This is a genomic window from Ilumatobacter fluminis (assembly GCF_004364865.1).
GTDB lineage: Bacteria > Actinomycetota > Acidimicrobiia > Acidimicrobiales > Ilumatobacteraceae > Ilumatobacter > Ilumatobacter fluminis.
Genome location: NZ_SOAU01000001.1, coordinates 4,053,362 through 4,072,712, shown reverse-complemented (window position 1 = coordinate 4,072,712; position 19,351 = coordinate 4,053,362). Strand labels below are relative to the sequence as shown.

The following is a 19,351-nucleotide window of genomic DNA, read 5'->3' as shown; positions in this document are numbered from 1 at the left end:
CGAAAACGTCGGACGATGTCAGACATCATCCGACAGGTTGTTCGCGGCGCCCGGAGACCCGGCGTCGGATGATGTCTGACATCGTCCGACCACCTGGTTCGCCGGCGTCTCGGAGAATTGTCTACCGAAACGGTGGAGAATACGTAGAATGCCGGGCTGTGAGTGTCGATGCATGGCTCGTGCTCGCGACGGTGTTGGCCGTCGTGGCGATCGCGGCGACCGATCGCGTCCCGGCCGTGGCCGCGATGGGCGCCAGCGTCGCGTTCCTCCTCGTGTCCGGAGCGATCGAGGACGACGTCGCGCTGTCCGGACTCTCGAGCCCGGCGACGGCGACGATCGCGCTCCTGTACGTCGTTGCGGGCGGTGTCGCCGCCACCGGCGCACTGTCGCTGGTGATCGACCGCCTGCTGTTCGGCAAGCGCAACACGATCGCCCGTCTCGCCGGCACGACCGCCGCCATGTCCGCCTTCGTCCCGAACACGCCGCTCGTCGCGCTCGCAGCACCGCGTGCGATCCGGTGGTCGCGATCGAACGGCCGATCGGCGTCGGCCCTGCTGATGCCGCTGTCGTTCGCGAGCATCTTGGGCGGCGTCATCACCTTGCTCGGTACGTCGACGAACCTCGTCGTGTCCGACGCAATCCGGTCGGCCGGCGACGAACCACTCGGCATGTTCGAGGTGACCCGAGTCGGACTGCCGGTGGCGCTCGTCGGCGTCGCCGTCCTGGCGATCGCCACGCCCTTCCTGCTCCGCAACCGCACCGCAGCCGGTGAGTCGATGCGAGCGACGGCGCGCAACTTCCAGCTGCAGATGGTCGTCGCTCCGGGTGGGCCGCTCGACGGGCAGACGGTCTCGACCGCCGGGTTGCGACATCTCGACGGGATGTACCTGGCGGCCATCGAGCGTGCCGGTGGCGTCGTCACCGCCCGCCCCGAGACCGAGGTGACGGGAGGCGATCGCCTCTACTTCGTCGGCGACGTCACGCGAGTGATCGATCTCCAGGACGTCGCCGGACTTCAGTCGGCCGAGCAGCCGCACGTGATCGACGCAGCCGGCCCCGGCAGTCGCCTCTACGAAGCAGTCGTTGCGCCGCGGTCCGACCTGTCGGGCCGCACTCTGAAAGACGCCGGTTTCCGCGGTCGCTACGGCGCCGCCGTGCTCGCCGTACACCGTGCCGACGAGGAGTTGCGCGGCAAGCTCGGGACGATCCCGATCAACGCCGGCGACGTGTTGCTCGTGTTGGCGGGCGACGACTTCGGTCGTCGTTGGCGCGAGCACGGCGACTTCGCGCTGGTCTCGTCGGTCGACGAACCGCCACCCCCGAGGCGGGCCCGGGCGTGGGTCGCTGCGCTCGCGTTCGTCGGCATGCTCGCGCTCGCGGCGACGGGCGTACTCACCCTGCTCGCGGCATCGGCGCTCGCAGCGGCCGTGATGGTGCTCGGTCGGGTCCTCGGCCCCTCGGAGGCCCGACGCGCCGTCGACCTCAATGTGGTGCTCACGATCGCCATGTCGATCAGCCTCGGCAACGCGGCGGCGAGCACCGGTCTCGCCGCCGAGATCGCCGACCGGCTCGTCTCGCTCGGTTCGTCGTGGGGCACCTTCGGACTCCTGCTCGTCACGATCGTCGCCACACAGCTGCTCACCGAGGTGCTCTCGAACAGTGGCGCTGCGGCGCTGATGGTGCCGATCGGCATGGCGGCCGCCGCCGGTGTCGGCGGCGACCCACGCGATTTCGCGATCGCCGTGCTCGTCGGCGCGTCGTGCTCGTTCCTGACCCCGATCGGCTACCAGACGAACCTCATGGTGTACGGCCTCGGCGGCTACCGGTTCACCGACTTCACCCGACTCGGCTTCCCCCTCACCGTCAGCTGCGCCCTCGTCACCGCCGGCCTCCTGTCCGTCTGACACGCCAGGCGCCGCTCGGTGCTGCGCACGCCGGGCCGTGGGCGGACGTATGATCCCGCGATGGCGCGGGGTGGCTCGGTGTGACGACGGACGACCGACCCGCCTCGTCGATACCGCCACGCGAACACCCGACCCGCGAACGCGTCCGGGAGTGGGGATCGACCGCCTGGCGGTACGTCGGCATCCTGCTCGCCGTGTCGATGACCTACACCCTGGTCGTCGCCTTCAGCGGTCTGGTCGTCCCGCTCGTGCTGGCTGCCGTCGTCGGCACGCTCTGCGCGCCCCTCGTTGCTCGACTCGAGCGGCACCGGGTCCCTCGGCAGGTGGCCGCGCTCGGCTTGATCGCCGCACTGTTGGTGCTGGGCTTCGTGGCGCTCTTCGTGACCGTGAACGGCGTCGTGGACGAAGCGATCGAGATCCGGGCGGTGATGTCCGACGGCGTGGACCAGATCGACTCGTGGCTGCCCGACGGCGGGTTCACCTCCGACGCCGGTGCGCTCGTCGACGAGGTCGAGGATCAGGGGCGTCCGATCTTCGCCGGTGCCGCCTCGTGGGCGACGACGATCTTCTCGAGTGCGGTGGCGTTCGGGATCGGCGCGTTCCTCGCGCTGTTCATGGTCTACTACATCCTCGTCGACTGGACGACGGTGCGTGGCTGGTTGGCTCGACACCTCGGCGTGTCGGAACCGATGGGCGTGCTCATCATCGACGATGCCGTGTCCGTCGTCCGTCGTGGGTTCGGCGCGCTCACCGTCACGAGCGTGATCATCACCGCGGTCATCGGCAGCGCGATGGTGCTGCTCGGTTTGCCGCTCGTCGCGTCGGCGGTCGTGGTCACCTTCCTGATGAGCTACGTGCCGTACCTCGGGGCGATCGTGTCGGGTGGATTCGTGCTGCTGATCGCGCTCGGCTCCGGGTCGACCGCGGACGTCTGGATCATGTTGGCGGTCGTGCTCATCGCCCAGAACATCATCCAGACCCTGGTCGGTAACCGGCTCACGAGTGATCGGTTGAAGCTGCACCCGCTGTCGAGCATCGTTTCCAGCGTCACCGGCGTCGCCATTGCCGGTCTGCTCGGAGCGATGTTGTCCGCACCGGCGCTGGCGCTCGGTATGGCGGTGGCGAAGCGTCTCCGAGATCCGGAGATGGTGCTCGGCGAGGGCGTCGACCCGCCGGTCAGCTGATGCGACGGAGGTGGCGCTGGTCGGTGGTGCGGACGTAGCCGACGTCGAGGTGGATGAAGCCCGCCCGTTCCCAGAACGCGTGCTCGTGCCGTCTGCCGCCACCCGACATCACCTGCAACCGCGTGCAGCCCAGGTCGCTCGCCCGCTCGATCGCATGATCGAGCAGCATGCCGTCGAGACCCGACGTGCGGAACGACTCGGCGGTCCAGACGCCGACGATCTCGGCAGTGCGCCCGCAGCCCGAGAGGGTGGGGAACACGACCATCTCGAGCACGGCGCCGATCTGGTTGTCGTACTCGCCCACGAGGAGGTAGCAGCCGTCGTGGCGGTCGATTTGGTCGAGCACCCGCCGGTAGGTGTCGGGAGTGGCTCGCATCTGCGCCGGGTCGTGGGGTGCAGCGCCGCGCATGATCGTGGCGATCGCAGGGAGGTCACCCTGGACGGCGTCACGGAAGTACGGCTGCACGTGCAACATCATTCCACCCCGGCACCGTACGATCGCGGTATGCCCGCAGGATCGACGTCCGTTGACGAACTGCTTTCGCTCGCCGTGCAGGTGCAGCAACGAGCCCACGTGCCGTACTCGCACTTCCCCGTCGGCGCCGCGCTCGTCACGCCGTCGGGCCGCGTGTTCGTCGGCGCGAACGTCGAGAATGCCGCGTATCCGGAAGGCATGTGTGCCGAGGCCAGCGCGATCGCCGCGATGGCGTCGGCGGGGGAACGTGAGATCGTCACGATCGTGACGGTGTGCGAGGGTGACGCCTTGTCGACGCCCTGTGGCGGCTGCCGGCAGAAGATCCGCGAGTTCGCCACCGGTGACACCGTGATCCACGCCGCCGGCCCCGACGGTGTGCGCACGACCTACTCGATGGCCGACCTGCTGCCCGACTCGTTCGGCCCCGAGAACCTCGACCAGTCCTGACGACGCAGCGAATCGACACCATTCGTCGGGTGTCCTGAGGTCGGGCTGAATCGCCGGACGAAACCTGAGTCATGATGACTCAACTTTCCTGACTGGGGGGTTGGCGGTGGGGAGTGGTGCTCATAGAGTTGAGTCCAGTTCACGCAAGTTCTTCCCCCGACCCCAACAGGAGAAACCCCACATGGCCAAGGCAGTCGGTATCGACCTCGGTACCACCAACTCCGTCGTCGCCGTCCTCGACGCCGGCGAACCCACCGTCGTCCCCAACGCCGAAGGCGGCCGCACCACCCCGTCGGTCGTGGCGTTCTCCAAGGCCGGCGAAGTGCTCGTCGGCGAGGTCGCCAAGCGTCAGGCGATCACCAACCCCGACCGCACCTTCCGTTCGATCAAGCGCCACATGGGCGAGAACTGGAAGTCGGACGACATCGACGGCAAGACGTACACGCCGCAGGAGATCAGCGCCCGCACGCTCATGAAGCTGAAGCGCGACGCCGAGGCGTTCCTGAACGACACCGTCACCGATGCCGTCATCACCGTGCCCGCGTACTTCGACGACGCGCAGCGCACGGCCACCAAGGAAGCCGGCACGATCGCCGGCCTCAACGTCCTCCGCATCATCAACGAGCCCACGGCCGCGGCGCTGGCGTACGGCCTCGACAAGGGCTCCGAAGACGAGACCGTCCTCGTGTTCGACCTCGGTGGCGGCACGTTCGACGTGTCGGTGCTCGAGATCGGCGACGGCGTGTTCGAGGTCAAGTCGACCCACGGCGACACCGTCCTCGGTGGCGACGACTGGGACCAGCGCATCATCGACTGGCTCGTCAGCCAGTTCAAGAACGCCCAGGGCGTCGACCTGTCGAGCGATCGCATGGCGATGCAGCGCCTCAAGGAAGCGGCCGAGAAGGCCAAGATCGAGCTGAGCCAGACCCAGTCGACCCAGATCAACCTGCCCTTCATCACGGCCAACGCCGACGGCCCGCTGCACCTCGACGAGAACCTGACGCGCGCCAAGTTCCAGGAGATGACGAGCGATCTCATCGAGCGCTGCCGCATCCCCTTCGAGCAGGCGCTCAAGGACGCCGGCGTCAGTAAGGGCGACCTGCACCACGTCATCCTCGTCGGCGGCTCGACCCGCATGCCGGCCGTGACCGAGCTCGTCCAGTCGATGACGGGCAAGGAGCCCAACAAGTCGGTCAACCCCGACGAGGTCGTCGCCGTCGGCGCCGCCGTCCAGGCCGGCGTCCTGAAGGGTGACGTCAAGGACGTGCTCCTGCTCGACGTCACCCCGCTCAGCCTCGGCATCGAGACCAAGGGCGGCGTGATGACCAAGCTCATCGAGCGCAACACGACGATCCCGACCAAGCGCAGCGAGGTGTTCACCACCGCCGAAGACATGCAGCCGTCGGTCGAGATCCACGTCCTCCAGGGCGAGCGCGAGATGGCCAGCTACAACAAGACGCTGGGCAAGTTCCAGCTCGTCGACCTGCCGCCGGCGCCGCGTGGCGTGCCCCAGATCGAGGTCGTGTTCGACATCGACGCCAACGGCATCGTGCACGTCTCGGCCAAGGACCGGGCGACGAACAAGGAACAGTCGATGACCATCACCGGTCAGTCGACCCTCGATAAGGACTCCATCGACCAGATGGTGAAAGACGCCGAGGCGCACGCCGAAGAAGACAAGAAGCGTCGCGAAGAGGCCGAGGTTCGCAACAACGCCGACTCGCTCGTGTACCAGACCGAGAAGGTCCTTCGCGAGCAGGGCGACAGCGTGTCGGCCGACGAAAAGGCTGCCGTCGAGGGTCCCCTCGGCGAGCTGAAGACCGCACTCGAGGGCAACGACACCGAGGCCATCAAGACGGCGACCGAAGCACTGATGACCGCCAGCCAGGCGTTCAGCCAGAAGCTGTACGAGCAGGCGTCGCGTGACGCCAACGCGACCGGTTCGTCGGCCAGCGGCCAGGACGCCGGTGCCGGCGCCACGGGCGGCGACGACGACGACATCGTCGACGCCGAGATCGTCGACGAGGACGACTCGTGAGCGACGACGCCACGAACCCCGACGACGAGCGTGGGTCCGAGGTCGACGACTACACCGGTGAGGTGCCGCGCATCGAGGTGCCCGACGACGCGTCGGCGCTCCTCGGTGACGGCCCCACCGGGTTCGGCGACGGCGATGTCGCCGACATCGACGACGATGCCGCCGTCGAGGAGGGGAGCGCCGAGGCCGTCGAGGCCGACAGCGCCGAACTCCTCGCCGAGGTCGACCGGCTCCGCCAGCTGGCGATGCGCCAGCAGGCCGACTTCGAGAACTTCCGCAAGCGTGCCACCAACCAGCAGAACCTCGAGGTCGAACGGGCCACGGGCAAGCTGGCAAATGCGCTGCTGCCGGTGCTCGACGCGGCCGAGGCGGCCTACGTGCAGCATCCCGACGAGATCGGCCCGCTGCTCAACCAGCTGATCGGCGAGTTGAAGAAGGTCGGCCTCGAGCCGCTCGATCTCGCCGACCAGCCCTTCGACCCCGAATTGGCCGAAGCCGTGGCCCACCAGCCCGGCAACGGCGGCGAGACGATCGTCGCCGAAGTCCTGAGGTCCGGCTACACCTGGCAAGGCAAAACCCTCAGGCCAGCCATGGTCCGCACCACGGATTGAACAGACACGGTGACCACCCACCTGGTGTCGGGGACGCTGTAGTCCTCGCATCGGGTGCGAGGTCTCTGTGACAGCGACGCCGAGCGCAGCGAGGCTTGGAGCGTTCATGATGACGGCCCCTAGGAGGTGATTGGCCGTGACAGCTCAACGCGAGTGGTTCGAGAAAAACTATTACGACGTGCTGGGTGTCTCGGTTGACGCCTCGCAGAAGGACATCACGAAGGCGTATCGGAAGCTGGCTCGGGAGTTGCATCCTGATCAGAATCCGGGCGACTCGGCGGCCGAGGAGAAGTTCAAGGACGTCTCCGCGGCGTACGACGTGCTCGGCGACGAAGCCAAGCGCAAGGAGTACGACGAGGTCCGTCGACTCGGTCCCATGGGCGGATTCGGCGGGGGCGGCCCCTCCGGTGGCCCGGGCGGGTTCTCGTTCAACGTCGGCGACATGGGTGGCGGCGACATCGGCGACCTGCTCGGTCAGATGTTCGGCCAGGCCCGCGGCGGCCGCGGTCGCAACGGTGCGGCGGGCCCGCAACGCGGTGCCGACCTGACCGCACAACTCAGCCTCGACTTCGACGATGCAGCGACCGGTCTCACGACCACGCTCTATCTCACGAGCGATGCCCAGTGCTCGACCTGCTCGGGCTCGGGCGCCAAGCCCGGCACCCAGCCGGTTGCGTGCGGGGTGTGCGGCGGACGCGGCGTCGTCGACGACAACCAGGGCTTGTTCTCGTTCTCCTCGCCGTGCCGCAACTGCCAAGGTCGCGGCACGGTGATCCCCGACCCGTGTCCGACGTGTCACGGGTCGGGCGTCGAACGGCGACCCCGCGAGGTCAAGGTCCGCATCCCCGCCGGCGTGTCCGACGGGCAGACGATCCGCCTCAAGGGCCGGGGCGCTCCCGGACGCGGCGGTGGCCCGGCGGGCGACCTGCTCGTCGAGATCAACGTGCAGGCCCACGAACGGTTCGGCCGATCGGGCAACAACCTCACGGTGCACGTCCCGATCACCTTCGCTGAGGCCGCACTCGGCGGCACGATCGAGGTGCCGACGCTCGACGGAACACCGGTGAACCTCAAGCTCAAGCCCGGGACGCAGTCCGGCTCCCGTCACCGGGTGAAGGGCAAGGGCATCACCACCACCAGCAAGAAGTCGGGCACCCAGACCGGCGACCTGATCGTGACGGTCGACGTCGTCGTCCCGACCGAACTCACCGACGACGAGCGAGCAGCGATCGAGCAGCTCGCCGCGGCGACTACGGTGAACCCCAGGAGCTGACGAGGAGACCCGAACGACATGAGTGCCCGAACCCGCACACAAGCCGTCTACGTCATCTCGGTCGCTGCAGAGCTCGCCGGGATGCACCCCCAGACGTTGCGCATCTACGAACGCCGCGGCCTGGTGCAACCGGCCCGTACCCAGGGTGGCAACCGCCGGTACAGCGACGAAGACATCGAACGACTCCAGCGCATCGCCGACCTCGCCGAACAGGGCATGAACCTCGAAGGCATCCGGCGTGTGATGGAGCTCGAGGCCGAGAACGAGCGCCTCCGACGTGAGCTGGAGCAGGCCCGTGCGACCGCCCGACACGCCGTCGACGAGGCCGAACGCCGTCAGCGACGCGACCTCGTTCCGCTGCGTCAGGCCGTCGCCGTGTTCGGCGAACGCCCGAAGATCTTCGACGACTGAACCCTGGCCGGCGCAGCCCACTCGCGCGCTCGGTGGCGAAGCACTTGACCGAAGCTTGTGTCGACGCGCATCCGACCTGACGTCGTGGCCGACGGTGGCGCTGGCAGACTGATCCCGTGCTGGACCACGGCGTGTCGTGGCGTCGAGCCTGGGCGGTGCTGGCGGCTGTCGCGGCGGTGTTGACCACCGTCGTGGTCGTCGTGCGTGCCGACGGCTTCGAGGCGGTCGATGCAACCGTGCCGCGCGCCACCCGCTGGTTCGTCGGCAACGCCGGTGAGATCGTGCTCATCGACGGGTTCGCCGGCAGATCGGTGGCGCGACTCGCGACCGAGGCCGGCGGCGGCGTCCTCGAGCTGGCGCAGTCGGCTGGTGCCGTCGTACTCGTCGATCGCAACGCCGGTTCCGTTCGTTCGGTCGACGCCGTCAATCTCCGGCTCGGCCCGCCGCAGCCGGTCGGTTTGGTCGGCGAGCCGACCTCGGTGATCAACGTCGGTCAGGCCGGGCTCGTCGCCGTCGACCGTGCCACGGCCGACGCCGTCGTCGTGCCACCGAACGGTGAGGCACTGCCGTTCGAGGTCGGCGCCGCCGGCGACGGCGATCAGACCCAGATCTCGGCCGACGGCGCCGTGTGGACCATCGCTGCGGGCCGGTTCTCGCGCATCACGTCGGCCAGCGAGCAGGTGCTCGCCTCGGGACTCTCCGATGCGCGCTTCACCCTGGTCGGCAACCGCCCCCTCCTGCTCGACGCCGACCGTCGCCGGGTCCGGTTCGACGACGGCGACTGGACGGCACTCCCGACCGACGCCGACACGAGCGAGGTCGTGCTCCAGACCCCCGGCCCGCGAGCCGACTGCGGATGGATCGTCGTGAACGACGATCTGTGGTGCATCGGCGCCGGTGGCATCGACGTGGAGCGGACCATCGCCGGCCTCGACGCCGACGGGGCCGATCAGTTCGCGGTCGCCGGCGATGCGGCGGCGCTGGTGCGTCGGGCTCCCGCCGAGATCGTCCGGATCGACTGGCGGGCCGGGGCCGTGCTCGACGACACCGTCGCCGAATCGATCGCCGCCGATGATCTCGCCGTGACGGCGTCGACCGACCTGGTGTGGGTCGACGAAACCGACGGGGACCGCGTCTGGGCGATCAATCCGTGGGGCATCAACTCGATGGTGAAGAGCGGTGTCGATGCGCCGCTGCTCGGTGAGTCGGGTGAGGTCATCGAGGAGGGCACCGGCAGTGAGGTCGGCGGCCGCGCCGCCGACAGCGACAACGAGATCGAGCGGCCCCCCGACGACAACGGGATCGACGACCCGCCCCGAGCCGTCGACGACCCGGTCACGGCCCGAGCCGGCGCACAGATCCAGATCCCGGTCACGGCGAACGACTACGACCCCGACGGTGAAGCGATCGCCCTGGTGGGCGTCGGGGAGGCGGCGAACGGCACCGTCGAGATCGTGAGCGCGACCACGGTTGCGTATCGGCCCGACAGCGGCTTCGTCGGGAGCGAGCGGTTCGAGTACACGATCGCCGACGGCAACGGCACCGAGGATTCGGCCGAGGTGATCATCGACCTCCTCCCCATCGACGCCCCGAACCAGGCACCCATCGGCACGCCCGACACCGCCGAGACAGGCCCGGGTGCGTCGGTGATCGTCGATGTGCTGTTGAACGACGTCGACCCCGAACGCGACGCGCTCCGGATCGGGTCGTTCACCCCGCCCGAGGTCGGCGGCACGGTGCAGGAGGTGCCGGCTCCGAGCGGCCTCCAGGGCCTCGAGTTCGTGCCGGACGGCCGGTCGAGCGGCACCGTGTCGTTCACCTATCGGCCGATCGACTCGCTCGGCGCCGAAGGGGAGCCGGTGACGGTCTCGGTCGACATCGCCCAGCCGACCGACGAGAACCGTCCCCCGATCACCCGGCCCGATGCGATCCGCGTGCGACGAGGTACCGAGTTCACCTTGTCGGTCTTGGCGAACGACCGAGACCCCGACGGCGACCGGCTGCTGCTGACCGTGCCCGGTCCGTTGCCGCCCGGCCTCGACGTCGCCGTCTCCGGCGCCGATCTGCTCATCACCGCGAACGCCGGGTCGGCGTCGCTCGTGCCGTTCACGTATCGGGTCGACGACGGCAACGGTCACGAGGTGGTCGGCTCGGTGCTCGTCGCCGTGATCGCCGAGGTCGAGCCGAACCGTCCCCCGATCGCCAACGCCGACGCAGCGTCGGCGGTGGTGGGGACGACACAGCTCATCGACGTGTTGGCCAACGACTCCGACCCGGACAACGACCCGCTGACGATCGTCGAGGTGCGGTCCGAGACCGGCGCCACCGTCGCGGTACAGGGCGACCGGGTGAGGTACACCACCCCGAGCGACACCGGCGACGAGGACGTCCGGCTCGACCGCTTCAGCTACACGATCAGTGACGGCAACGGCCACACGGCCGACGGCGAGGTCACCGTGCGCGTCCTGCCCGAGCTCCTGGCCGAACCACCGTTCGCCCAGGACGACGCGGCGACGACCGAGGTCGACGTGCCGGTCACACTCGACGTGCTCCGCAACGACGGCGACCCGTCCGGTGAGCCGCCGGTGCTGCGTGGCACACCGGGCTGCGCCGGCGTCGGCGTGGCAACGGTGACCGAGAGTTCGAAGGTGACGTACACGCCGCCGCTCGGACGGTCGGGCGTCTTCAGCTGCACCTACACCGTCGAGAACTCCCAGGGTCTCCAAGCGACGGCCACGATCGTCATCAGCGTGATCGAGCCGCCGGTCACCAACCAGAAGCCGCTCGCCCGCCCCGACACCATCGACGCCGTGTTCGGCGAACGGGTCAGCACGGACGTGCTCGAGAACGACATCGATCCCGACACCGGCGACAACGAGGGACTGACCGTGCTGTCGTCGACGCGGCCGTTCCTCGGCACGGCCGTCCGCGACGGCAGCACCATCACCTACACCGCGAGCAACGTGCCCGGACCCGTCGTCATCAACTATCGGGTCGGCGATCCGGACGGCGGCGAGGCGCAGGGCACCTTGACGATCATGGTCCGCGAGCCCGACCCGGTCGGCCCGACCGCGCTCGACGACCGCCGCAGCATCGTCGGCCCCGGGGTACCGGTCACGATCGACGTGCTCGAGAACGACGACGATCCCGACGGGGACGACGCGGCGCTCCGCATCACGGCGGTCGAGGTCGTGAGCGGGCGAGGCACGGCGACACGAGGTGTGGGCGTCGTGACGATGTCGCCCGCCCCGGACTTCGTCGGCGACCTCGTCGCGACGTACTCGATCGTCGACCCGGACGGGCTGCCGGCGTCGGCGCGAGTGACCCTGAACGTCGTCGAACCGCCGAACACGCCGCCGGTCGCGAACGACGACAGCGCCGAGGTCGTCAACGGTGGCACGGTCACGATCGACATCGCGTTCAACGATGTCGATCCCGACGACGACGTGCTCACCTACTCACTCGTCCAGCCTCCCGACGGCTCGCTCGGCACGGCGACGGTGGGGTCCGGGACGCTGTCGTTCACGGCCGTGCCGGGTGCCAACGGCACGGCGACGATGACGTATCGGCTCGACGACGGCGAGGACTCGTCGGAGGCGACGGTGCGGGTGAATGTGCTGCCGTGTTCGGTGGCGCCACCCGAAGCCCCGAACGTGTCGTTCCGGACCGGCTACCAGCAGCCGATCGCGATCGACCTGAACGCGTACGCCCGGAACGGTGAGATCGTCGAGGTCGGCGCTCCGCTCGGCGCGGCATCGGGCGTGTACACGCCGCCCGCCGGGGAGAACGGCAACATCTCGTTCAACTACACGGTGCGCAACTCGTGTCGCCTCCAGGCCACCGGCGTCGTCGTGATCGACGTCAACCAGGACCCGGTCGCGGCGGCGTACGAGGCCGACATCGGCCGGATCGAACCGGCGACCATCCTCGTGAGCTCGCTCGCCACGGACGCCGAGCCGCTCCGCATCGTCGCGCTCGAGGGGGCGCCGACGTGGGTCGCCCTGATCGACGAGCAGCGGGCGATCCGTATCCAACCGGCGGGCCAGTCGGGACGTCTCGACATGGTCGCCGTCGTCGCCGACCCCGGTGGTCTGCAGGCCCGGGTGCCGATCGGTATCGACCTGATCAACCTGGCACCGACCGCCGTCGCCGACGACACCGGTGTCGTCACGGGACCGACCACGCTGGCGCCCCTCGCGAACGACGTCGACCCCGACGGGGACGCGATCGGACTGGGCGACGTGCCGACGACGATCACCTTCCCGAACGGTGGCGCCGGCACGATCGAGCGGCTCGGGAACGGTCAGCTTCGGATCGACCCGAAGGCGGGCTACGGCCGGGCGACGTTCCAGTACACGATCGTCGACGCCCTCGGCGCCACGTCGCAGCCGGCGACCATCGCCGTCACGGTCAACGCGCCGCCTGTCGCCGACGACATGTCGGTCACCGTGCCCGCCGGCACGACCAGCACGGTTCGCCTGGCAGCGACCGACCCGGAGGGTGGGCCGCTCACGGCTGTGCTCGGCAACGAGCCGACGGCGCCGTTCACCGTCACCCTGACCGGCCTCGATCTCGAGGTCGTCGCACCAGGGGCCGAGGGCACGACCCGGACGCTCACCTACACCGTCACCGACAACCGCGGTGTCACCGACACCGGCACCATCACCCTCACCATCGGCCCGCCGCCGACGACGACCACGACGACCACGACGACGACCACCACCACGGTGCCGCCGACCACGACGACCACCGTGCCCCCGAGCACGACGTCGACGACACCGACGACGGTGCCCACGACGTCGTCGACGACACCGACGACGGTGCCGTGACGGCGAGGACGGAGCCGATCAGCGGCGCCGGATGCGGAGCGGGTGGTCGGTGCTGGTGAGGCAACGGCCGGTGTCGCAGTCGAACTTCCAGCCGTGCAGCGTGCACACGAGCACGTCGCCGTCGTCGCTCGACTCGATCTCGCCGAACACCGCCAGGTCGGCGTTGCGATGCGGGCAGCGACGCTGCACCACGTAGTCGCCGAGCTCGATCTCCGGTTCGGTCTCGGTCGGCGGGTTCAGCTTGCGGATCGCCTCGGCCTCGGTGCGGCGCATCCGCTCGACCGACAGCGACTTGAAGAAGTTGTAGAGGTATTCGTTGAAGTCGCCGGCGCGCCAGGCCGAGAACCGTGCCGACAGCAGCAGCGAGTTCGACCAGTCGACCGCCTTCTGCGCCGCCACCGTCTCGACGAGGGCGCGGGGGATCGTGAACCGGAACTCGTACTCCTCGCCGTCGAACGGGCGGACCTCGCCGTTCGGGAAATCGATCAGGATCTCGAGGTCGCCGGTGCGGATCAGACAGTTCGCCCCCACGGCGCCGCGCAAGGTGGGCGCCATGCGGAGCAGCGGTTCCCACCACGCCTTCAGGGTGGCGATCAGGTCGGTCGACGGCGGATTCCAGCTCGCCTTGAGGTCGTCGAGCCACGGTTTCCAGTCGGCCTGGTACTGCCGGAGGTACTGCTCCTTCTCGGAGAAGATCCGTTCGACGTCGTCGTCGGGCATCGGATGCGTGACCGTCACGTCGTCGGGGGTGATCTCGATCTCGGTGCCCGGGATCGCCAGGATGCCGTGGTGTCCGCCGTCGGCGAGGCGCTTCATGAACGAGCGCTGATCGGGGAAGATCGACAACTCGTCGCCCTCGATCACGTTGAGGTGCCACAGATCGTCGTCGAGGAACGCGGGCGGGCCGGCGCTCGGCACGACGTACCGCGGGTTCAGCGTGTCGACGTAGCGCATCGCCCGCGTGAACTGGCTCTCGACCTTGTTGTCGACGAGGGTGCGCATCATGTCGTCGGGGTACTCGTAGACCATCGGGTACCAGATGGCGCCCGAGTACTGGATCCAGTGCAGGTCGACCGGGCCGTGGGCGCCGAGTGCCGCCAGGTCGGTGGTGCGGCAGTCGTTCTGGTTGACGATGCGCGTCTTGCCGTCGGAGACGACCATCGCGGAGTCGCCGCCGGGGCCGTCGGTGATCGAGACCTCGGTGTGGATGGCGATCGTCAACCCTGGCGCGAGCTCCATCTCGACCTTGTCCTCGGTCCGGATGAAGTTGGTGAAGCCGAGTTTGGCGAGGGTGCGCTGCTGTTCCCGCGTCGGGTAGCCGGGGAGCAGGATCGGGATGTCGCGACGGAAGTGCTCGCGCAGGAACGGCTCGTCGTGGTGATCGGCGTGGAGGTGCGTGATGTAGAGGTAGTCGGCGTTCTCGATGCGCTCACGAAGATCGTCGGAGAGTTGGTCGTTCCGGGGGAACACGAACCACGAGCCGAAGAAGGCCGGGACGAACCACGGGTCGCAGACGATCGAGCCGGCCTCGGTCTCGATCAGGATCCCGGCATGGCCGATCGATGTCGCACGCATATGTCCCGGAAGGGTACCGAGCGCCCGGCCCGGCCCCCAGGGACCAGTGTCACCGATGCCCGAACGCGACGAAGGGGGCCGGACTCATCTCGTTGCGACCGACGAGATGACTCCGACCCCCTTCGAACGATCAGGCGACGGGCGGGTCGGTGTACTGCTGGCCGGCGCGCGAGACGTGCTCGGTCCAGGTGCCACCGTCCCAGTACCGCAGTTCGAAGCGGCCCGACGGGTCGGCGTACCAACCGGCGGGGGCCGCGTTCGAGGCGGCGGCCGGCTGGGCGGCAGCCTGTGCGGCGGGCTCGGCCGCCGGCTGCGCAGCAGGGGCCGGTTCGGGTGCCGGTTCGGCGGCGGGTTCCGGTGCCGGTTCGGCCGTGGCAGCGGCGGCAGCGCCGACGGCGCCCATCTCGGGCAGACCGGGCTCGCCGGCCGGTTCGTCGGCGGGAGCGGGCTCGGCGGCGGGTTCGGGCTGAGCTGCGGCGGCCGCCGCAGCGACGGCACCCGCTTCGGGCAGACCCGGTTCACCCGCCGGCGCCTCGGCCGGGGCGGGTTCGGGTGCCGGCTCGGTGGCGGGCTCGGGGGCAGCGACAGCGCCGGCGGTGCCGCTGTCGGTCGACTCCCCGGTCGCCTCACGCGCCAGGTACGCGGTGATCGTGGAGCCGGTGGGGACGATGCTGACGACATCCCAGCCATCGGCGGCCTTGTCGTTCAGTTGGCCGACGAGGGCGTCGGGGTCGTAGGTCGACACGCTGATCGAGGAGAACTCCTGCATGCGGCGAACCCTACTCACTCAGCGCAGGCCCTGCGGTGACGTCGCCCGCACCCGCCCCGACCGGCCTCGTCCGCCTTTCAGCAGGGGTTCAGCGGTAGGCCGAAGGTCTCTGCCGTTCGCGGAGCGTGGTCACCCATACTGGTGGGGTGCTCGAGACGATTGAACTCGTGACGGCGGTGCTGGCGTTGGTCGCCGGCCTCGGCGCGGTTGCGCTGGTCGTCGCGGTGCTCCTCGGTGATCGGCTCGCCTTCGCCCAACCGATCGTCGGCTGGGCCGATCGCCGCCGCAACGAGATGACGCTGGCCATCGCCGGTGTCGCCACACTCGGCAGCCTCTACTTCTCGGAGATCGCCGACTTCGTTCCGTGCCGGTTGTGCTGGTTCCAGCGGATCTTCATGTATCCGTTGGCGTTGATCGCCATCGTTGCGCTGATCCGTCGTGACCGTCAGGCGCGCTGGTCCGTCGTGCCGCTCGCCGTGATCGGCGCCGGCGTGTCGCTCTATCACTTCCTCATCGAGCAGGGCGTGTTGCCCGACTCCGATTCTTGCTCGCTCTTCGGCCCGGCCTGCTCCGAGGTCTGGTTCACGGAGTTCGGCTTCGTGACGCTCGCGTTCATGGCGCTGTGCGGCTTCGTCGCCATCGCCGTCATCAACCTGGTGCCCGCTCCGTCGGGCGCCGACTCCCTGGAGGACCCTTCGTGAACCGTTCCCCCTTCGTCCGCCGATCGCTCGTGGTGGCCGGTGTGGCCACCGCCTTGCTCTTGACCGCCTGCGGCGGTGAGGACGAGCCGGTCGCCGACCCCGATCAGACCGTGGCGCCGTTCGACCCCGACGACACGGTGCCGGGTTCGCCCGACGCGACGATCCCCGCCGACCTCCCCGAGGAGTACGAGGGCGCGGTCGGTCCGGTCGAGGTCATCGGCGATCCGCTGCCGTACCTCGAGACCGATGTGATCGAGGACGACCCCGCCGTGGGGCAGCCGGCCCCGGTCGTGGTCGGACTCGACTTCGAGGGCAACCCGGTTCGGATCGACGCAGCCGAAGAGGGCCCCACGATGGTCGTGTTCGTGGCGCACTGGTGCCCGCACTGCAACGACGAGATCCCGGTGTTGAACGAGTTGCGCTACGAGGGCGCGTTCCCGGCGGATCTGAACATCGTCGGTGTCAGCACGGCGCCCCGTACCGACGGCAGCAACTTCCCGCCCGGCGAGTGGCTCGAGGAGAAGGACTGGCAGTGGCCGGTCATCGCCGATGGTGTCGACACGGAGTCGGGCACCTTCATCGCCGCTGATGCGTATGGCGTGAGCGGCTTCCCGTTCGTCACCCTGATCGACGAGGACGGCAACGTCGCCGCCCGCTGGTCGGGCGGTCGCGAAGGTGCCGACTTCCTCAGCGCCATCGACACGTACCTCGGCCTGAGCTGACCGACCAACGCCCACGCCCCGCCGCTCCCCGGCGGACTCCTAGTGGATTCAATCGCCTGTGCGTCCGGGGGTGTCGGTTCGGTCCGGACTCGTAGTGGATTTAATCGCCTTGGGGTCCACCGGTGGACTCCTGGTGGATTCAATCGCCTGTGCGTCCGGGGTGGGGTCGGTCGGTGAGGGCAACCGGGGCCGGAGAACGGGCGGGTGACGCCTAGCCTGGCGTGCCGTGAACGCCGCAGCCGAGCCCTCGTCAACGTCGACCTCCCCGAAGGTCGCGTTCTTCGGGCCGTTCGGCACGTTCACCGAGCAGGCGCTCCGCACCCAGGCCGACCTGTGCACCGGCGAGCAGGTGGCGCTCCGGACGGTTCCCGACGTGCTCGACGCCGTCTCGGCCGGCGAGGTCGACTTCGGCTTCGTGCCGATCGAGAACTCGATCGAGGGCATGGTCAACTTCACGATCGACGCCCTTGCGTTCGATCACGACCTGGTGATCCAGCGTGAGGTCGTGCTCGACATCCACATGTGTCTGGCGGCGCAGCCCGGCGTGCAGTTGGCCGACGTGACCGAGATCTTGTCGATCCCGGTGGCGACCGCGCAGTGCCACCGGTTCCTGCGGGAGCATCTCGGCGAGGCCGAGATCGTGTCGGCCGTCTCGACGGCGGGCGCCGCCAAGATGATCGCCGACGAGCCGACGCCGAACCGGGCGGCGATCGCCCCGCGGGTGGCAGCCGATCGGTACGGGCTCGAGGTGCTCGCCGAGAACATCGAGGACCACGAGGGCAACCAGACCCGCTTCGTCGTGGTCGCCAAGCAGGGCGTGCCGGCACCGACCGGACACGATCGCACCGGCCTCGTCGTGTACCAGCGTGCCGATGAGCCGGGCAGCCTGATCTCGATCCTGCAGGAGTTCGCCGCCCGCCGCATCAACCTGTCGAACCTGATCTCGCGTCCGACGAAGGACGGTGGGCTCGGTGACTACTGCTTCATCGTGATCGCCGAGGGTCACGTCGCCGACGGCCTGTTGGCCGACGCGATGCGGTCGCTGCACGCGAAGCAGGGTGCGGTCAAGTTCTTCGGGTCCTGGCCCCGCGCCGACGCCGACGTGGAGGCGGCGGTCGCCGAGAGCGGCGAACGCTGGCAGCGAGCCGATGCCTGGCTCGAGGGCATCCGCCACGACATCGGCTGACCCCCGTCGGGTCTGACACGATGGCGGGATGACCGCTGCTCCTGTTTCCGTCGTCACCGGTGCCAACTCGGGGATCGGGCGGGCGACCGCCCTCCACCTCGCCGAGCAGGGTCACGTCGTGTACGGCACCGTCCGTTCGAGTGCGCGGGCGGGGAAGTTGCTCGACGCCGCAGAGGAACGTGGCGTCGGTGTCGAGCTGGTCGAGCTCGACATCGCCGACGACCGGTCGGTGCGTGATGGCTTCGCCGAGGTGCTGCAGCGGGCGGGCCACGTCGACCACCTCGTCAACAATGCGGGTGTCGGTGGCAACGCAGCGGTCGAGGAGATGTCAAGTGAGCGGCTGCTCGATGTCGTCAACATCGACGTGATGGGGGCGATCCGGTGCACGCAGGCCGTCTTGCCCCAGATGCGCGAGCGGGGGAACGGGACGATCGTGAACGTGACGTCGGTCGCCGGGCGCATCGGCGCCATCGCGCAAGGACCGTACGTGGCGGCGAAGTGGGCGCTCGAAGGACTGAGTGAGCAGTTGGCGATCGAGGTCGCACCGTTCGGGGTGCGGGTCGCGATCATCGAGCCCGGCGTCACGAAGTCGTCGATCTTCGGCAAGAACACCGACGCGCCGAACGAGACCGGCGCGTATGAAGAGCAGTACGCCCGCATGCTGCAGATGTACGCCGCCGGCTACCTGCATGCCTCCGACGCGACCGAGGTCGCCGAGGTGATCCACCACGCGATCCACACCGACGAGCCGAAGCTGCGCTACCCGGTGAGTTGGGGCGGAGTCGGGATCACCAGCGGTCGGGCTGCGATGACCGACGAGGAGTGGGTGGCGATGGGTCGGATCGAGACGCTCGACGAGTACATCGTCGAGTTCGGTCGGCGCTTCGGGATCGACATCAGCACCTGACGGATGTGACAGATGGGCCCGACCCCATCCGGGTTCAGGCGGCTTCGGCGATGATCCGCTCGAGGGGGCGGTTCGTGCGAACCGACATCTCGAAGATGCGCTCGGCTTCTTCGTAGCCGAGCTGCGGGACAAGCTGGGCTGCCACGTCGACCTCGTTGTCGTCGAACCGGATGATCGGCTCCTGGGGCTGCATCTGCTGCTGCATGAGTGGCGAGTACCCGTGCGCGTGCGCGTCAAACCGACGACGTCGATCGGCCACGTCGATCCGGGGAGTGGATTGGGTCGGTCGCGGCGCGGGTAGTCACCGCGGTGTCCACCC

Annotated in this window: 16 protein-coding genes; 12 read left to right on the top strand and 4 right to left on the bottom strand. The window is 69.0% G+C overall.

Features of this window, described 5'->3' with window-relative positions; all coding sequences use genetic code 11:
- Positions 1–158 precede the first annotated feature (158 nt).
- Together BDK89_RS18465 and BDK89_RS18460 are read left to right on the top strand one after the other, a co-directional pair.
- Complete coding sequence (locus tag BDK89_RS18465; RefSeq protein WP_166657682.1) at positions 159–1,904, top strand: SLC13 family permease; 1,746 nt, start codon at positions 159–161, stop codon at positions 1,902–1,904.
- Positions 1,905–1,984: 80 nt separating this feature from the next.
- Positions 1,985–3,088, top strand: coding sequence for an AI-2E family transporter (locus tag BDK89_RS18460; protein ID WP_133870350.1), 1,104 nt, complete (start codon positions 1,985–1,987; stop codon positions 3,086–3,088).
- Here BDK89_RS18460 and BDK89_RS18455 read toward each other — a convergent pair.
- The gene (locus BDK89_RS18455; protein WP_133870349.1) at positions 3,081–3,566 is read right to left on the bottom strand and encodes a GNAT family N-acetyltransferase; all 486 of its coding nucleotides are present in this window, start codon (positions 3,564–3,566) and stop codon (positions 3,081–3,083) included. The two genes, BDK89_RS18460 and BDK89_RS18455, sit on opposite strands and share 8 nt — an antisense overlap.
- Positions 3,567–3,593: 27 nt before the next feature.
- On the opposite strand from BDK89_RS18455, the gene cdd reads away from it, so the two are divergent.
- The 6 genes from cdd (at position 3,594) to BDK89_RS18425 (ending at position 13,172) form a co-directional block, all read left to right on the top strand.
- Positions 3,594–4,010 (top strand): cytidine deaminase, encoded by a 417-nt coding sequence (gene cdd / locus BDK89_RS18450; RefSeq protein WP_133870348.1) that lies wholly within the window; start codon positions 3,594–3,596, stop codon positions 4,008–4,010.
- Positions 4,011–4,191: 181 nt separating this feature from the next.
- A complete protein-coding gene (gene dnaK / locus BDK89_RS18445) occupies positions 4,192–6,048 on the top strand; it encodes a molecular chaperone DnaK (protein ID WP_133870347.1) in 1,857 nt (618 codons plus the stop codon).
- Complete coding sequence (locus tag BDK89_RS18440; protein ID WP_133870346.1) at positions 6,045–6,659, top strand: nucleotide exchange factor GrpE; 615 nt, start codon at positions 6,045–6,047, stop codon at positions 6,657–6,659. Before dnaK ends, BDK89_RS18440 begins: the two co-directional genes overlap by 4 nt.
- A gap of 136 nt (positions 6,660–6,795) precedes the next feature.
- Positions 6,796–7,932: a molecular chaperone DnaJ gene (gene dnaJ / locus BDK89_RS18435; protein WP_133870345.1), complete on the top strand. Its 1,137-nt coding sequence runs from the start codon at positions 6,796–6,798 to the stop codon at positions 7,930–7,932.
- Between the two features lie 18 nt (positions 7,933–7,950).
- Positions 7,951–8,343: a heat shock protein transcriptional repressor HspR gene (locus BDK89_RS18430; RefSeq protein ID WP_133870344.1), complete on the top strand. Its 393-nt coding sequence runs from the start codon at positions 7,951–7,953 to the stop codon at positions 8,341–8,343.
- A 116-nt stretch (positions 8,344–8,459) separates the two neighbouring features.
- On the top strand, positions 8,460–13,172 hold the full coding sequence (locus tag BDK89_RS18425; protein WP_133870343.1) for an Ig-like domain-containing protein: 4,713 nt from the start codon (positions 8,460–8,462) through the stop codon (positions 13,170–13,172).
- An 18-nt stretch (positions 13,173–13,190) separates the two neighbouring features.
- On the opposite strand, the gene BDK89_RS18420 is transcribed toward BDK89_RS18425, so the two are convergent.
- Together BDK89_RS18420 and BDK89_RS22495 are read right to left on the bottom strand one after the other, a co-directional pair.
- Positions 13,191–14,747 carry a Rieske 2Fe-2S domain-containing protein gene (locus BDK89_RS18420; protein ID WP_133870342.1) on the bottom strand — a complete coding sequence of 519 codons (1,557 nt, stop codon included), beginning with the start codon at positions 14,745–14,747 and terminating at the stop codon, positions 13,191–13,193.
- A 130-nt stretch (positions 14,748–14,877) separates the two neighbouring features.
- Positions 14,878–15,516: a DUF2510 domain-containing protein gene (locus tag BDK89_RS22495; RefSeq protein WP_133870341.1), complete on the bottom strand. Its 639-nt coding sequence runs from the start codon at positions 15,514–15,516 to the stop codon at positions 14,878–14,880.
- 146 nt (positions 15,517–15,662) lie between these two features.
- On the opposite strand from BDK89_RS22495, the gene BDK89_RS18410 reads away from it, so the two are divergent.
- The 4 genes from BDK89_RS18410 (at position 15,663) to BDK89_RS18395 (ending at position 19,032) form a co-directional block, all read left to right on the top strand.
- Positions 15,663–16,217, top strand: coding sequence for a disulfide bond formation protein B (locus BDK89_RS18410; RefSeq protein WP_208294121.1), 555 nt, complete (start codon positions 15,663–15,665; stop codon positions 16,215–16,217).
- Complete coding sequence (locus BDK89_RS18405) at positions 16,214–16,939, top strand: TlpA family protein disulfide reductase (protein WP_166657681.1); 726 nt, start codon at positions 16,214–16,216, stop codon at positions 16,937–16,939. Before BDK89_RS18410 ends, BDK89_RS18405 begins: the two co-directional genes overlap by 4 nt.
- Positions 16,940–17,165: 226 nt before the next feature.
- Positions 17,166–18,125: a prephenate dehydratase gene (gene pheA, locus BDK89_RS18400; RefSeq protein WP_133870339.1), complete on the top strand. Its 960-nt coding sequence runs from the start codon at positions 17,166–17,168 to the stop codon at positions 18,123–18,125.
- Positions 18,126–18,153: 28 nt separating this feature from the next.
- Entirely contained in the window at positions 18,154–19,032 is an 879-nt protein-coding gene (locus tag BDK89_RS18395; protein ID WP_133870338.1) for an SDR family oxidoreductase, read from the top strand.
- A 34-nt stretch (positions 19,033–19,066) separates the two neighbouring features.
- On the opposite strand, the gene BDK89_RS21890 is transcribed toward BDK89_RS18395, so the two are convergent.
- Positions 19,067–19,237, bottom strand: coding sequence for a hypothetical protein (locus tag BDK89_RS21890; RefSeq protein WP_166657680.1), 171 nt, complete (start codon positions 19,235–19,237; stop codon positions 19,067–19,069).
- Positions 19,238–19,351: the final 114 nt, after the last annotated feature.

Excerpts from the sequence above, each read along its gene's own strand:
- BDK89_RS18455 (WP_133870349.1), bottom strand. The coding sequence starts at position 3,566 with ATGATGTTGCACGTGCAGCCGTACTTCCGTGACGCCGTCCAGGGTGAC.
- cdd (WP_133870348.1), top strand. The coding sequence starts at position 3,594 with ATGCCCGCAGGATCGACGTCCGTTGACGAACTGCTTTCGCTCGCCGTG.
- dnaK (WP_133870347.1), top strand. The coding sequence starts at position 4,192 with ATGGCCAAGGCAGTCGGTATCGACCTCGGTACCACCAACTCCGTCGTC.
- BDK89_RS18430 (WP_133870344.1), top strand. The coding sequence starts at position 7,951 with ATGAGTGCCCGAACCCGCACACAAGCCGTCTACGTCATCTCGGTCGCT.
- BDK89_RS18420 (WP_133870342.1), bottom strand. The coding sequence starts at position 14,747 with ATGCGTGCGACATCGATCGGCCATGCCGGGATCCTGATCGAGACCGAG.
- BDK89_RS22495 (WP_133870341.1), bottom strand. The coding sequence starts at position 15,516 with ATGCAGGAGTTCTCCTCGATCAGCGTGTCGACCTACGACCCCGACGCC.
- BDK89_RS18395 (WP_133870338.1), top strand. The coding sequence starts at position 18,154 with ATGACCGCTGCTCCTGTTTCCGTCGTCACCGGTGCCAACTCGGGGATC.
- BDK89_RS21890 (WP_166657680.1), bottom strand. The coding sequence starts at position 19,237 with ATGCAGCAGCAGATGCAGCCCCAGGAGCCGATCATCCGGTTCGACGAC.